The 14,120-nt window shown below is 42.3% G+C and carries 13 protein-coding genes; 8 read left to right on the top strand and 5 right to left on the bottom strand.

The window, feature by feature from the left end; all coding sequences use genetic code 11:
- The first annotated feature begins 37 nt into the window (after positions 1–37).
- Together ACA086_RS13365 and tsaB are read left to right on the top strand one after the other, a co-directional pair.
- Positions 38–1,378 carry a TolC family protein gene (locus tag ACA086_RS13365; protein ID WP_371003850.1) on the top strand — a complete coding sequence of 447 codons (1,341 nt, stop codon included), beginning with the start codon at positions 38–40 and terminating at the stop codon, positions 1,376–1,378.
- 17 nt (positions 1,379–1,395) lie between these two features.
- Positions 1,396–2,070 (top strand): tRNA (adenosine(37)-N6)-threonylcarbamoyltransferase complex dimerization subunit type 1 TsaB, encoded by a 675-nt coding sequence (tsaB, locus tag ACA086_RS13360; RefSeq protein WP_371003848.1) that lies wholly within the window; start codon positions 1,396–1,398, stop codon positions 2,068–2,070.
- Between the two features lie 25 nt (positions 2,071–2,095).
- Here tsaB and ACA086_RS13355 read toward each other — a convergent pair whose 3' ends face one another.
- From ACA086_RS13355 to ACA086_RS13340, 4 genes are all read right to left on the bottom strand, one after another.
- Positions 2,096–2,917: a mechanosensitive ion channel family protein gene (locus tag ACA086_RS13355; RefSeq protein WP_371003847.1), complete on the bottom strand. Its 822-nt coding sequence runs from the start codon at positions 2,915–2,917 to the stop codon at positions 2,096–2,098.
- Between the two features lie 85 nt (positions 2,918–3,002).
- Positions 3,003–5,039 carry a thioredoxin domain-containing protein gene (locus ACA086_RS13350; RefSeq protein ID WP_371003846.1) on the bottom strand — a complete coding sequence of 679 codons (2,037 nt, stop codon included), beginning with the start codon at positions 5,037–5,039 and terminating at the stop codon, positions 3,003–3,005.
- Positions 5,040–5,109: 70 nt separating this feature from the next.
- Positions 5,110–5,310 (bottom strand): dodecin family protein, encoded by a 201-nt coding sequence (locus ACA086_RS13345; protein ID WP_369746977.1) that lies wholly within the window; start codon positions 5,308–5,310, stop codon positions 5,110–5,112.
- Positions 5,311–5,379: 69 nt separating this feature from the next.
- Positions 5,380–6,279 (bottom strand): NifU family protein, encoded by a 900-nt coding sequence (locus ACA086_RS13340; protein WP_371003845.1) that lies wholly within the window; start codon positions 6,277–6,279, stop codon positions 5,380–5,382.
- 121 nt (positions 6,280–6,400) lie between these two features.
- Between ACA086_RS13340 and ACA086_RS13335 the strand changes: the two genes are divergently transcribed.
- Complete coding sequence (locus ACA086_RS13335; RefSeq protein WP_371003844.1) at positions 6,401–7,396, top strand: type IX secretion system membrane protein PorP/SprF; 996 nt, start codon at positions 6,401–6,403, stop codon at positions 7,394–7,396.
- Between the two features lie 55 nt (positions 7,397–7,451).
- Here ACA086_RS13335 and ACA086_RS13330 read toward each other — a convergent pair whose 3' ends face one another.
- On the bottom strand, positions 7,452–8,627 hold the full coding sequence (locus tag ACA086_RS13330; protein WP_371003842.1) for a VWA domain-containing protein: 1,176 nt from the start codon (positions 8,625–8,627) through the stop codon (positions 7,452–7,454).
- A gap of 202 nt (positions 8,628–8,829) precedes the next feature.
- Between ACA086_RS13330 and ACA086_RS13325 the strand changes: the two genes are divergently transcribed.
- The 5 genes from ACA086_RS13325 to ACA086_RS13305 all read left to right on the top strand — a co-directional run.
- Positions 8,830–10,797 (top strand): tetratricopeptide repeat protein, encoded by a 1,968-nt coding sequence (locus tag ACA086_RS13325; RefSeq protein ID WP_371003841.1) that lies wholly within the window; start codon positions 8,830–8,832, stop codon positions 10,795–10,797.
- Positions 10,794–11,525: a LytR/AlgR family response regulator transcription factor gene (locus ACA086_RS13320; RefSeq protein ID WP_371003840.1), complete on the top strand. Its 732-nt coding sequence runs from the start codon at positions 10,794–10,796 to the stop codon at positions 11,523–11,525. Before ACA086_RS13325 ends, ACA086_RS13320 begins: the two co-directional genes overlap by 4 nt.
- 40 nt (positions 11,526–11,565) lie before the next feature.
- A complete protein-coding gene (locus ACA086_RS13315; protein WP_371003839.1) occupies positions 11,566–12,084 on the top strand; it encodes a gamma carbonic anhydrase family protein in 519 nt (172 codons plus the stop codon).
- 46 nt (positions 12,085–12,130) lie between these two features.
- Entirely contained in the window at positions 12,131–13,021 is an 891-nt protein-coding gene (gene fabD, locus ACA086_RS13310; RefSeq protein WP_371003838.1) for an ACP S-malonyltransferase, read from the top strand.
- Positions 13,022–13,179: 158 nt separating this feature from the next.
- A partial coding sequence (locus ACA086_RS13305) for an Ig-like domain-containing protein (RefSeq protein WP_371003837.1) occupies positions 13,180–14,120 on the top strand: 941 nt, incomplete at its 3' end.

The raw sequence follows: 14,120 nt of genomic DNA, 5'->3' as shown, positions 1-14,120 counted from the left end.
AAAAAATCAACTAAATAAGCAATCAAAAAACGCGAACATGAGATTTAGAATATCCATCCTATTATTCCTGCTTACCATTGGGACCCTCACAGCACAGATGAGAAAGTGGACGCTGGAGGAATGTGTGACCTACGCGGTAGATAATAATATAACTATAGAACAGTTTGAACTCGATCTTGAAAACGCCAGGATCGATAAGTCGGATGCCCTTGGGAACTTTTTACCTAGCCTGAATTCACAAATGAATACTTCAGGGAGTACCGGACTCATCCTGGATCCTACGACTAACGGCTTTGTCTCTGCCACTATCTTTTCGGCCAGCGCAAGTGCCACATCGGGACTTACCCTTTTCGACGGATTGAGGAATGTACACCGGATGAACCGGGCAAAGTTGAACGAACTGTCTAATCAATATCGTCTTTATGATCTTGTAGATGATATTAGGCTCAACGTTGCAAATAGTTATCTGAGTATACTTTCCAACAAGGAAACCTTAAAAGTAGCAGAGGCCCAGTATGCCGTTACTTTACAGGATTTGAAAAGGACTAAAGAGCTGGTTGAATCAGGGGTTGTACCCAGGGGAGACCTGTTGGAAGTAGAGGCGACTGCCGCAACGCAGGAGCAGACCATCATCAACAACCAGAATTTGGTCTTACTCTCCAGAATCGCGCTGGCACAACTTTTACAGATTACGGATTACGAAAACTTTGACATTGCCGATGAGGAATTTAATGTACCCCCTTCCGATATTTTGAAGTACTCTCCCAAGGTGATCTTTGATAAGGCACTGACCTTTAGAAACGATATCAAATTCTCCGAATCAGGGGTGGCTCTTGCCGAGAAGGATCTGCAAATTGCAAAAGGGGCGGTATATCCAACCATAGGTGCATTTTTTAACTACAACACCAGGTATTCCGATCAAACCCGGGATCCATTTACGGGCGAAAAGATCGCTTTTAAGGATCAGCTATGGATCAATGATGGTATATCTTATGGAGCACAGCTTACCATTCCAATTTTCAATGGTTTCAGTGCCAGGAATAATATCAGGCGTTCTCAAATAAATGTTGAACAGGCAAAACTACAATTGGAACAGACCAAACTCGATTTAGAGACAACTATCAACCAGGCGTATGTTGATGTGCAAAACTCAGCCAAAGCCTATGAAGCTTCCCAAAAAACCCTGGAAGCCAGAAGACTTGCATACGACTATTCAAAAGACCGATTTGATGTTGGGTTAATGAATGCATTCGACTTTAGTCAGGCTCAATCCAGAGTAGACAATGCCGAAGCTGAGGTGGTACGTAATAAATACAACTACATTTTCAGGATCAAGGTGCTGGAATTCTTTTACGGGCTTCCTATTGTCCTGAACTAAACTATCTTTGTGGCCTGATGGCCTTGATATTACAATTAGAAACCGCTAGTACGAATTGCTCCGTTTCGCTTTCACGGGACGGAGTATTAATTGCCTGTAAGGAGCATAACAGCGCTTCTTACTCCCACTCAGAACAACTGCACGTTTTTATCAGGGAGGTATTGGAGGAAGCCGGAGTAACAATGACCGAGCTACAGGCTATTGCTGTAAGTAAAGGGCCTGGTTCTTATACAGGCCTGCGTATTGGGGTTTCAACGGCTAAGGGACTTTGCTATGCTCTGGATATACCCCTGATTTCAACCCGGACTCTGAGGGGAATGGCCCTTCAAAAGAAGATCAATAATGGCGTGATCATTCCTATGCTGGATGCACGGCGGATGGAAGTTTATATGGCTGTTTTCGACTCTGATTATAAGGAAGTATCACCGACCAAAGCATTGGTAATAACGGCCGATGCCTTCCAGGAATATGCGGAAAAAGGACCTGTCTATCTCATAGGAAGCGGCGCAACAAAGTGCAAACAGATTCTGGACCATCCAAACTTATATTTTGATGATGAGGTAATTCCATCATCCATAACCATGTGTGGAGCGGCCTATCAAAAGTTTGAAAAGGATGATTTTGAGGATGTCGCCTATTTTGAACCTTATTACCTGAAAGATTTTATCCTTCAGACCAAAACCAAATCGTAAGTTTTTGGTAAACTAAAGAGGCTTTTTAAGCTTTCTGATGTACGTCTAATTGTGGGAAAGGAATCTCAATTCCAGCCTCGTCAAACCTTAATTTTGTCTCTTCGATTACCGCAAAATGGGCATCCCAGAAATCTTCATTTTTCGCCCAGAATCGCAGGGTTAGATTTACAGAACTGTCAGCCAATTCACCTACAAACACTACAGGAGCAGGATCTTTGAGGATGCCGGCCTGATCTGCACAGATCTCGAGAAGAATCTCTTTTGCTTTTTTAATGTTGGAACCGTAGCCTATTCCGATATCAATCTTATCTCTCCGCGTATCTTCGGCATTATAATTAATGATATTGTTATTGGAGAGCTGACCGTTAGGTAGAATGGCAAGCTGGTTTCCAAAGGTGTTGAGCTTAGTCGTAAAAATGGTGATTTCCTTTACCGTGCCGTCAACTCCCTGTGCTGAAATGAAATCTCCTACTTTAAAAGGTTTAAAAATGAGAATCAGTACCCCTCCTGCAAAATTGGCCAATGATCCTTGTAAAGCAAGGCCTACAGCAAGGCCTGCCGCACCTACTAAGGCAACCAGGGAGGATGATTTAACACCCAATTGAGTGATAACCAAAACAAAAAGCAGGAGTTTTAAGGCTATACTGATAAAACTCTGAAGAAAAGACTCCAGAGCCAGGTCGTAGTCCTTTTTCTGAAAGAATTTGTGAACCAGTCTGTTGATGAATTTAACGATCCACCAACCTACAATGAGGATAACAATTGCTGTAATCAGGTTGGGTAAAATATCCATCAACCAATTGATACCTTCATCTATATATTCCTGATATTCCGATAAGGAAGCCATATGCTTAAATTTTGGTGCAAAACAAGCAAAAATTCGCGGTCTATTCAAATTTAAACCACTAAAGTCTTGTTAACTACAGATCATGTCAAAGCAGAGATAAGGCTTCTTCGGGAGTATTGACAGGTAATTTACAAGCCCCGTTTTCACAGATAAAGATCTGAGATTTCTCAGCATGGATTCTCCCCTCGAGCAAACTAAGTGATCCTTCCCTGACAGCCCCTGCAAATAAGGCGTTCGGATGATATCGTGAGAGGAGGGAAGTTGCAAACTCCGCAGTAGAAGGGCCAGAAATCACTATTTCCTTAAAGGGGAAAACCTTATATAAAGGGAGATGCATCCAGTTGGCATGGCTGTTGGGGTTTTCAAGTATACTTTCCCTCATTTGCAAGAGCATTTTATCCACTATACTTCCAAATGGTTGTTCAGGGAAAAGTATGGAGAGTTTATATAAGTTGAGAACCATAACAGAATTGGATGCCGGAATGACATTATCTGCGGTTTCGAAGGATCTCCTAACCGTTACTTCTTCCTTGTCTGAAGTGAAATAAAATAAGCCGCTTTTGTCATTTAAAAAATGAAGGAGGCAGTACTCGGAGAGTTTACTGGCCTTTTTTACCCAGGACTCTTCAAAAGTAACCTCATATAGTTCCAAATATGCACTAATCAGGTTGGCGTAATCCTCCAGAAAGCCCTCAATGGTGCTTTTTCCCTCCTTGTGATTGTGAAACAGGCCACCGTCTTCAGTCAGGACGGTACTCTCGAGAAATGCAATTGCTTCTCTGGCTATGACCAGGTATTCTTTCTTCCCCAGGTAGCGATATGCTTCTGCCAAAGCCTTTATCATAAGGGCATTCCAGGAGGTCAGGATTTTATCATCGAGACGTGGTCTGGGACGAAGTTCCCTCTTAGTTAGCAGAGTTCTTTTGCATTGATTTATCCTTGCTCTTAAGTCTTTGGCTGACAGCTTGTATTTCTTTGCTACTTCTTCATCGGTTTTATCCCTGATCAATACATAGTTGTCTTCCTCCCAGTGACCATAAGAGTTGATATTGTAATAGTCACTGAAAATTTGATAATCCTCTCCTAGATTGTCAGTTAATTCTTTTTCTGTCCACACGTAATAGGCCCCCTCTTTCAGATTTCCGTGCTTGTCCAGACTGTCTGCATCCAGAGAAGAGTAAAAGCCCCCATCGGGATGCATTAATTCACGGGTGACGAATCCAATGGATTCCTCCACTATATCTTTATAAAGAGGATCATTTACTGTGGCATAAGCCTTGGCGTAGAGCGATATCAACTGGGCATTATCATAAAGCATTTTCTCAAAGTGAGGGATATGCCATTTAACATCCACGGAATAGCGTGAAAATCCACCACCAAGATGGTCATAGATTCCCCCGTAAGCCATTCGGCGAAGTGTGGTATGTAGGTATTCCTCAGTTTCGGAATCCTGAAATAGAGTACTGTAATGCAGCAGGAAATCGAGATTAACGGGCATCATAAATTTCGGCGCCCTTTTATATCCCCCCAGGAAAGTGTCAAAATACTGCGACCAATTTTTTACAATAGATGTGAGGTCTTTTTGGGTTAAATGCCCTTCCTTCTCCGGTGCAGGTATAAGATTAATTGTATGTAATCCTTCCTCCAATTGTGCAGCGTACTCCTGCACTTTGGATGGATTGGTGTGATAAAGTGCTGCAAGCTGTTCCAGGACCTTTATCCAGTCCTGTTTACGAACAAAGGTTGCTCCCCAGAAGGGTCGTCCGTCGGGTAATGCCACCACATTGAGTGGCCATCCCCCGCTTCCGGTCATCATCTGCAGGGCGTCCATGTAAATATGGTCAATGTCAGGTCGTTCTTCCCGATCGATCTTAATATTTATAAAGTGCCTGTTCATTACCTCGGCAACTTCCTGATCTTCAAAGCATTCATTTTCCATTACATGACACCAGTGACAGGCGGCATAACCGATACTAATTAGAAGAGGTTTGTTTTCTTTCCTGGCTTTTTTAAGCACCTCCGGTTTCCACGCGTACCAGTTTACCGGGTTGTGTGCGTGCTGAAGCAAATACGGACTGGTCTCGTGGATTAAGGAATTTGTATGTTCGGGGGCTGATTTCAAAACTGCTCTTTTCAGATACTTTAGCAAAAAAAAAGCACCTCGAAAGGTGCTTCATAAATCGTAAGACAACCTATTTTACTTCGAAGGTGATTTTCACATTCACACGGAAGTCATCGACCTTCCCATCCTTAACGGTTGCACTTTGTTCATTTACATAAACCGATCGGATATTCTTAACAGATTTGGATGCCTGAGAAACTGCTTTCTGTGTGGCGTCTTCCCAACTTTCACCGGAATTTGCCAGTACTTCTATAACTTTTAAAATAGCCATGTTGTATTAATTTTAGGTTCTTTTAAAGGTCTGAAGAATTTAGGCAAAAAGCAAATAAAACAGGGGCTTTTACCCGTTTATGGCCACCACTTCAGCAACTTTATCTCCTAACATATTTTTCAACATAGTCTCTATGCCGTTCTTAAGGGTATATGTAGAAGAAGGACAGCCACTGCAAGCCCCCTGGAGTATCACATTAACGGTTTTGTCTTTTTCATCATAGGACTGAAAAAGAATATTCCCACCATCACTGGCAACTGCCGGTTTAACGTATTCTTCAAGGATTTGGATGATCTGCTGCGAAGTCTCATCATCAGGGTTTACCTTGCCTCTGCCTTCCTGTTGTCTGAGTTGAGTGCTTTCAGCAGCCGAAGAAACGATTTCTTTTCCTTCGGCGATATGGGTACGGATCATTTCGCGGAGCTCCATAGTGATCTCATTCCAGTCGGCCATTTCAAACTTGGTCACAGAAATGTAATTCTCATCCATAAAGACTTCTTTTACAAACGGCAGGTGGAAAAGTGCCCTGGCAAGCTCAGAATCTTTCGCTTCATCAATATTCTTAAACTCGAAGGTAGCGGGGACCAGTTTTTTGTTTGCAACAAATTTCATTACCGCCGGGTTGGGGGTCACTTCAGCGTATAAGGTGATGGCAATAGCCGATGCCGGTTCTTCTTCCACTAGTATCGGAGCGCCTGAATTGAGGTATTCTACAAGTTGTTGAGCCACTTCATCCTTCACATCTTCCCATTCAATAATGTCAAATCGTTCGATGGCTATAAAATTTCCGGAGATGTACACTGTTTTTACAAATGGCAGATAAAAGAGTTGCTGTGCCAAGGGTGATGATTTGGCCTCATCAATGTTATTGAATTCGTAATTTTTGTTAGTAGTAAGAAACTGATTTGCTTCAAACTTCAATATGGCTTTATTGCTGGTTTCCTTAACTGTAATTACATACTCACTCATCCTTGTTTCTTTTTCGCAAAAATACAACCATTTTTCCAGCCCCGGAACATATAATAATGTTCTATTTATGCCGTTATACATTATATTTGAACACCTGGCTATACACCTTGTCCCATCCTAGATGAGAAAAATCCTTTTTATTTTGTTTGCTTACCTCAGTAGTATTGGTCTTGCCAATGCACAGGAAGGTATTCCGGTTTATTTCGATTATCTATCCGATAATTATTACCTGGTTCATCCTTCTATGGCTGGTATAGGTGCAGGAGGAAAGATCAGACTAACAGCCCGTAAACAATGGTTTAATGTGGATGAAGCCCCGAATTTGCAAACCCTGAGTGTGAATTACCGCCTTGGGGAAAGCCCAAGTGGGGTAGGAGCCATCTTATTTAATGATGCCAACGGCTATCATTCCCAAACCGGTTTTAAAGCAACTTACGCCCATCACCTGCAGTTTGGAGGGGATATACGTCTGCTGAATCAACTATCTTTTGGTCTCAGCGCAGGTTTTATTCTTAGCAGCCTCGATGAAACTGAATTCAGATCGGTAATACCAGATCCCATTATTTCCGGTGCCCGTAACAGTGTTGGGTACTTTAATGTGGATTTTGGGATGTCTTACAGTTATATGGAGTTTTATGCTCACGCTACTTTGCTCAATGCTTTGGGAAGTGGGCGGGATCTTTACACGGCCATTGAATTTGACAATCTGAGGAGATATCTTTTCTCTGTAGGTTATATTTTTGGAAAGAGTGAATGGCGAGTTGAACCTTCTGTGTTATTTCAACTTACCGAATTTACAGAAGAGGAAACCATAGACATCAATGCTAAGGTTTACCGGGATGTTTCTTTTGGAACAGTGTGGGCTGGATTGTCATACAGAAGAAGTTTTGACGGGGCGCAATACCAGGCCAATGGTCAGTTTGGAGAGCAGCGTTTGCAGCTCTTCACTCCAATAGTCGGATTTAATTACAACCGATTTATGTTCTCCTATAATTACTCCTATCAGAATGGGGATATCCGATTTGACAATGGCGGATTTCACCAGATCACGCTGGGCTACGATTTTGGTCCGGAAAGAGAGAACAGGTACGACTGTTTTTGTCCCGCGGCCAATTAATAAAAGGACCCCAAAAATTACTTCGGAGTCCCTTTTATCCGGTCACTTTATTACTTTATTCCCAATACAGGTTTTTATTTGAGGCTTGCTTTTTAATGGCTTGCAGCATAGCCTTTTCCAATTCTCCGGCTTCACTCTTTTGTTGTTTGGCAATGTATTCTTCTCGTTTGGCATTCGCCTCCTGTATTTCCTTCTGAATGCTACTTCTTTCTGCCTTCTTTTCTGCCAGGAATTTGTTTATTTCAGCCTCTGTTTTTCCCCTTAGAGGTTGGGGTAACATTTCTTTTTTGTAATTTTTTAAATCAAAATCATCTTCCCTGGAGGCGTCTACCATGTCCCATTCGGCGTTGTTGTAATAGGCTGAACTCTTACTAACTGCTCGTTTTACCACTACTGCTTCTTCCAAAGCCATGGCTTCCTGATCCTGCACTTCCTGAAGTGCTCTCCTGCTGGCACCTTTCGGACCGTAAGAGACATAGGTGTTATTTAAGCGAGTGTTTAATTTTATAATAATGTCATCGTAGGGTGTTTTAATATGGACAATCTGTCTGTTGTGGTCAATCGCCATGTATTCACCTCCGGTTAGCACAGCCCCTTCCTGCCACCGGGTGTTGACACCTTCTGAGTAATTACCGCAAAAAATTGTGTTTATGATGACGTCTTTTTCTTTGGCATCTACAGCAGAATCCCTGAAGTTTTTACTTCCCTGGGTAAAAGGTTCATTCCCTGCAATGAATATCATTTTAAGATCATCAGGATTTTTACCCCAGTCTAACTGCTTTAGGGATTTATGGATAACCTGCCCGCAATATTCTTCCCCGCCGTTAGTGGTTAATGAAAACAGCTTTTCTGAGATTTTATCCAGATCGCTGCTAAAACCGAGTACCTGCTGAATATAACCTTCCTGAGCCGATAGGTCGTCATTTCCATACTGATAAAGAGCAATTTGTAACTCGGGCCTGCTCTTGTCGCCGCATCTGGCGAAGGCAAATTGATTTACAATATCCCAGAGTTGTGATTTAGCCTGATTGATGAGTCCGTCCATGCTATTACTGGTATCCAGCAGCAAAGCAATTTTAACGGTTTGCCTTTTGTATGGTTTTTTCGATTCAGATCTGATCTGCAGGGCTTGAGTGTCAAATTCTTTGGATAGTACTTCATGATGGGCAAAGCTCTTTCCAAAAAATATTAGAGCGAGGAGTATTAGTGTTTTGTTGATAATCTTTTTCATAACATTTTGTTTTAAGGATTATTATAATGGTGGCAAACTAGGACGATACTTTTTTTTAAAAAACCGCCAATGAGGGAACTGCCCCTTTGAATGAGTGAAAGGGTATGATGTTTTATGGAAGTGGAATTAAAGGCCTGTTTTCAGGCACAAACTCCTTAATAGCCATTTTTTAATGCCGTTCAAATGGACTAAGTTTATCCTGATGTTACAGTTTTCTCGCACATTAATTCTGGTTTTGACCACGGTTCTATTAACCTCTGGTGTTTTTGCTCAAACAAAACTCCAGAGTAGGGATATGACCGATACTGAGGCTGATTTGGCAAGGCATCAGGGCTTTCTGGATTCAGCCAGGATGTACAAACAAACCGATATAGAAAAGAGCATTGATTATATCGCCCGGGCCATATCAGAATTAGGAACCAAGGGTAATAAAAAGGAACTGGCGGCCTCATTGGTACTTCTGGCTGAGGTATATAGTAACTACCGGCAATTCGACCTTGCTATTGCTAATTACGAAGATGCTCTTGAATTGAATTACAGTAGTTCTGCCGCCCTGGCCTTGGGAAAGGTTTATGTCCTGAACCGCCAATGGGAAGATGCGATATCTATTCTTTCTCCTGTTGAAAAAAACAAAGCTCTGGTCCCATATCAACGCGTGGAAACATATGAAAATCTGGGGGCTGCATACGCCGGATCTGGTGATATCAACAGGGCGGTGGCCTTTTACCAGGAGGGTTTAAATATTGCCAGGAAAAATCAGATTAGCCCTAAAATTCCTGATCTGAATTCTAAAATAGCGGATGCCTATGCCAGTGTAAATCGAATGGAGGAGGCAAAAGCATATTACGACAATTCTCTGAGTGAAGCTAAAAAACAGGCGCCACAACGGGCCATCAGGGAAAAGGAAAAAGTTGCCGATTTTTTAAATAAAACGAATCGATTCGATGATGAAATTCAGCTGCGTAAGAGTAGTTTGCGGGAACTGGAAGAGATTCCAGAGGCGATAACAAAAGAACCCGGAGTATCTAAAAGCCCTGATAGCATCACCCAGCAGCGAATCAACTACAAAATAGCCAATGCTTATATAGCTCAGGATAAATATGAGGAAGCCATTCCTTATTTAGAACGAAGTATAGCAACAGCCGACATGGAGGAAGATCTCGTCGTTCAAAAGGATGCTACCCGAAAGCTATCTGAAGTTTATAGACAGCAGGGAGATTTTGACAAAGCCCTAGAAACCTATCAAAAATACGTAGCGGTAGTCGACACTTTGTATATCCGCAAAGAACAGGAAATATCCAGGTCAGCCAGATTGAACCGGGAAATTGCTGCCTCCCAGAATCGTATTACAGGGCTGGAGCAGGAGCGCGAATTGTCTCAGAGTAAATACGACCTGGCCCTGGCAGAACAGCGATTAACAGAAGAGAGCAACAAAAGGCAACAGTGGATTATTTATTCCTTGTTGTTTGGAATGTTGCTTATGTCATTAGCCGCCTTTTTCTTCTACAGGAGCACGCAGAAGCAGAAATTAGCAAACCATTTGCTGGCCTTAAAATCCCTGCGCTCCCAGATGAATCCACATTTTATATTCAATGCCCTTAATTCGGTCAATAACTATATCTCTAAAAATGATGAGCGCAGTGCAAATCGCTATTTAAGTGATTTTTCAAGGCTCATGCGAGCTGTTCTGGAAAATTCTGAAGAGGATTTTATTTCACTTAACAAGGAGATTGAACTGTTGGAACTTTATCTGAAACTGGAACATTCCAGGTTTCCGGATAAATTTCAGTACAGCCTTGAAGTAGGAGATGCTTTAGACAGAGAAGCCTATACCATCCCTCCAATGATATTACAGCCCTATATAGAAAATGCTATTTGGCACGGACTTCGCTATAGAGAATCGCAGGGGAGTCTGAAAATATGTATTTCGGAAATAAATAAAAATAGCCTTCAGATAAGTATAGAAGATAACGGTATTGGCAGGCGAAAGTCGGCCACCCTCAAAACACAGCATCAAAAAAAACAGCGTTCCACCGCCATGGGGAATATTCAAAAGCGAATCGCCATACTTAATGATATGTATAAAAGTAATATTGGGGTAACGGTCACGGATTTACAGGAAGATGGAACAGGGACCAAGGTTGTATTAACAATAGATAGGGAAAGATGAAATTAAAGGCTGTAATCATCGATGATGAAATTACTGGCAGAGAAATTCTCAGGAATTATCTCCGGGACTATTGTAATCAGGTAGATATACTGGGGGAAGCAGGGTCTGTTAATGAGGGGGTCGCACTAATCGAGAAAAATAAACCTGATTTGGTATTTCTTGATGTTGAAATGCCTTTTGGAAATGCTTTTGACCTGCTTGAAAAAATGCCTGACAGGACTTTTGAAACGGTCTTTGTGACAGCCTATGACCAGTATGCGAAGGATGCTTTGAATCAGCATGCGGCTTATTACCTTATGAAGCCAATAAACATTGATGAGCTTATAAATGCTGTGACCTATGTTGAGGAGATTGTCTCGAAAGAAGAACTTTTACATGATAGAATACTATCATCATCAGTCAGGAAAGTAGAAGGGAAGATTACGGTACCCCAATTAGATGGCTTTCAGGTGCTAAACGTGTCGGAGATACTCTATTGTGCAGCAGATGACAATTATACTGAGATTTATACCGGGGATAAAAAGATCGTAGCTAGTAAAACTTTAAAGTTTTTTGAAGATTCACTTGGGGCGTATTACTTTGTCCGGATTCACAAGTCATTTCTTGTGAATATTAATGAAGTAGTCAAGTATCGGAAGGGCAAGGGGGGAAGTGTGGTCATATCGAACGGGAAGGAACTGCTGGTGTCGGCGTCCAGGAAAAAGGAATTACTTTCGTATTTCGAATAAGACTGGATTTACAAGAATTATTAATCTTCAAAGTTATAGGGTGATCATAAAATCGGTAAAGGGGATATCCCCTAAAATAGGTGAGAATTGTTATATAGCTGAAAATGCGACCATTGTAGGTGATGTAGTTATGGGGGAGGAGTGCAGTGTTTGGTTTAATGCTGTAGTAAGAGGTGATGTGCATTATATTAAAATGGGGAATAAGGTTAATGTGCAGGATGGTGCGATCATACACTGTACGTACCAAAAATCCCCGACAACCATCGGGAACAATGTTTCCATAGGGCATAATGCCATAGTGCACGGATGTACGGTGGAGGATGATGTGCTGATAGGGATGGGAAGCATCATCATGGACGATTGTATAGTAGGGTCGAACAGTATTATTGCGGCTGGTGCGGTCCTTACCAAGGGTACCCGGGTGCCACCCGGAAGCGTATATGCCGGGATGCCGGCCAGGAAGATCAAGGAAGTGAGCAAGGATTTGAGCGAGGGGGAAATCCGGCGAATCGCAAATTCTTATGTGAAATACGCCAGTTGGTTTAAAGAGCCTAGGTAGGATCTCTTCGAATTGTTTATTTTTGAAACATAAAACCTAATTGAGAATGAAAGCATATCTATTTCCCGGACAAGGAGCGCAATTCAGTGGAATGGGCCTCGACTTGTATGAAAAGTATCCTCTAGCACAGGAAATGTTCGAACGAGCTAACGATGTTTTAGGCTTTACTATTACAGACATTATGTTTGAGGGATCGGCTGATGCATTAAAAGAGACCAAGGTGACTCAGCCCGCCATCTTTTTACATTCCGTTATCCTCAGCAAAGTATTGGGAGATGCTTTCCGCCCGGAGATGGTTGCCGGACATTCCTTAGGAGAATTTTCTGCCCTGGTAGCTAATGGGGCTTTGAAATTTGAAGATGCTTTAATACTGGTTTCTAAAAGGGCCATGGCCATGCAAAAAGCCTGTGAAAAGGCGCCAAGTACAATGGCTGCTGTTTTAGGGCTGGAAGATGGTGTAGTGGAGCGGATTTGTGCTTCTATTGAAGGGGTTGTTGTTCCTGCCAACTATAATTGCCCTGGCCAGTTGGTAATTTCCGGGGAGATAAGCGCTGTTGAAGAGGCTTGTGAGAAATTGAAGGATGCAGGGGCCAGAAGGGCTTTAATGCTTCCCGTAGGCGGGGCATTTCATTCCCCAATGATGGAACCAGCCCGGGAAGAATTGGCAGCTGCCATTGAGAACACTTCCTTTTCTGAACCGAGCTGCCCGATTTATCAGAATGTGACTGCTAAGGCTGTAAACAGAGCTTCGGATATTCAAAATAATCTGATCGCTCAGCTTACCGCCCCAGTACGCTGGACACAAAGTGTACAACATATGATCAGCGATGGGGCAACTGCTTTTATCGAGGTTGGCCCGGGCAAAGTCTTACAAGGTCTGGTGAAGAAGATAGACCCTAACGCCGTAGCTTCTTCAGCTGAACTTCCCGAAAGTTAATTTCCATATTTTTAGTGATAGTTGCCATATATCTGAAAAAAGGTTAATTAGGCCTTTTTATTAGTCTGGGGGTTCAATTTTTCTTAATATTGATTCCCTGTTTTAAGTATGTAGTTTGTCGATCAGGTTGCAAATTTAGGGCCTATTTGGGATTGTATATGGAAATAAAACTATTAGTAAACCTCTCGAAATTGTTTTGGAGTATCCTCAATTCAAAAAGCCTGCTTTTTTTCGGGCTCTTTTTGATGTTTGGGGTTTTTGGGTATGCGCAACCTATTGTGAGCGTTACTACTACTGAAAGCTCACCAACTAATGCTACTTCCTTTGGTATTACAATAACTTTTAGTGAACCAGTTGACTCTTTTGTGGAGGCGGACATTATAGTGACTAATGGAGTAACTTCCAATTTTATAGGAAGTGATGGAGACTCTATCTATACGGTTGATATATCTCCAATAGCTGATGGAACAGTTACGGTAGATATACCTGCTGGTGTAGCAGTAGCAACTACCGGTGGATTGCCAAATTTACTATTAATCCCATCATTTACACTTGTATATGATGCTACTCCACCTGGTATTTTAATCAGTGCCCCAAGTGCAGACCCCACTTCGGGTGGGCCAGTTAGTTACACTGTTACATATTCAGGGGAGTCCTCGATATCCTTATCCGATGATGATATAGTCTTGAACCCAACAGGAACAGCTGCGGCGAGTTCGGCATCGGTATCGGGAAGTGCCGGATCTACTCGAACAGTGACGATCGGCGGTATAACTGGCGATGGAACACTAGGCATTTCACTAGCTGCTGGAACAGCTTCTGATGATGCGGGCAACACAGCATCTGCTGCAGGTCCTAGTGCGACTTTTCTGGTAGATAATACAGCTCCAAGCGGGTATACAGTATTGATCAATCAGGATCCTATCAATGGTGGTAATGAGACGGCGGTAAGTTTTACTTTTACAGCAGCCGAAATAGGAGCTACTTACAATTATAGTTTCAGCAGTACTGGAGGTGGTATTCCTGTAACAGGTTCAGGCACAGTTGCAGGGCCAGGACAAACCATATCCGGGATTAACTTAAGCGGACTGGGTGATGG

Source organism: Muriicola sp. E247 (assembly GCF_041358175.1).
Lineage (GTDB): Bacteria > Bacteroidota > Bacteroidia > Flavobacteriales > Flavobacteriaceae > Muriicola.
This window is presented reverse-complemented; position numbering and strand designations above follow the sequence as displayed.

What these genes read in the sequence shown, in the direction of transcription:
- ACA086_RS13345 (WP_369746977.1), bottom strand. Translation starts at nt 5,310, where the DNA reads ATGGCTATTTTAAAAGTTATAGAAGTACTGGCAAATTCCGGTGAAAGT.
- ACA086_RS13340 (WP_371003845.1), bottom strand. Translation starts at nt 6,279, where the DNA reads ATGAGTGAGTATGTAATTACAGTTAAGGAAACCAGCAATAAAGCCATA.
- ACA086_RS13320 (WP_371003840.1), top strand. Translation starts at nt 10,794, where the DNA reads ATGAAATTAAAGGCTGTAATCATCGATGATGAAATTACTGGCAGAGAA.
- ACA086_RS13365 (WP_371003850.1), top strand. Translation starts at nt 38, where the DNA reads ATGAGATTTAGAATATCCATCCTATTATTCCTGCTTACCATTGGGACC.
- fabD (WP_371003838.1), top strand. Translation starts at nt 12,131, where the DNA reads ATGAAAGCATATCTATTTCCCGGACAAGGAGCGCAATTCAGTGGAATG.
- ACA086_RS13325 (WP_371003841.1), top strand. Translation starts at nt 8,830, where the DNA reads ATGTTACAGTTTTCTCGCACATTAATTCTGGTTTTGACCACGGTTCTA.
- ACA086_RS13330 (WP_371003842.1), bottom strand. Translation starts at nt 8,627, where the DNA reads ATGAAAAAGATTATCAACAAAACACTAATACTCCTCGCTCTAATATTT.
- ACA086_RS13335 (WP_371003844.1), top strand. Translation starts at nt 6,401, where the DNA reads ATGAGAAAAATCCTTTTTATTTTGTTTGCTTACCTCAGTAGTATTGGT.
- ACA086_RS13355 (WP_371003847.1), bottom strand. Translation starts at nt 2,917, where the DNA reads ATGGCTTCCTTATCGGAATATCAGGAATATATAGATGAAGGTATCAAT.
- tsaB (WP_371003848.1), top strand. Translation starts at nt 1,396, where the DNA reads ATGGCCTTGATATTACAATTAGAAACCGCTAGTACGAATTGCTCCGTT.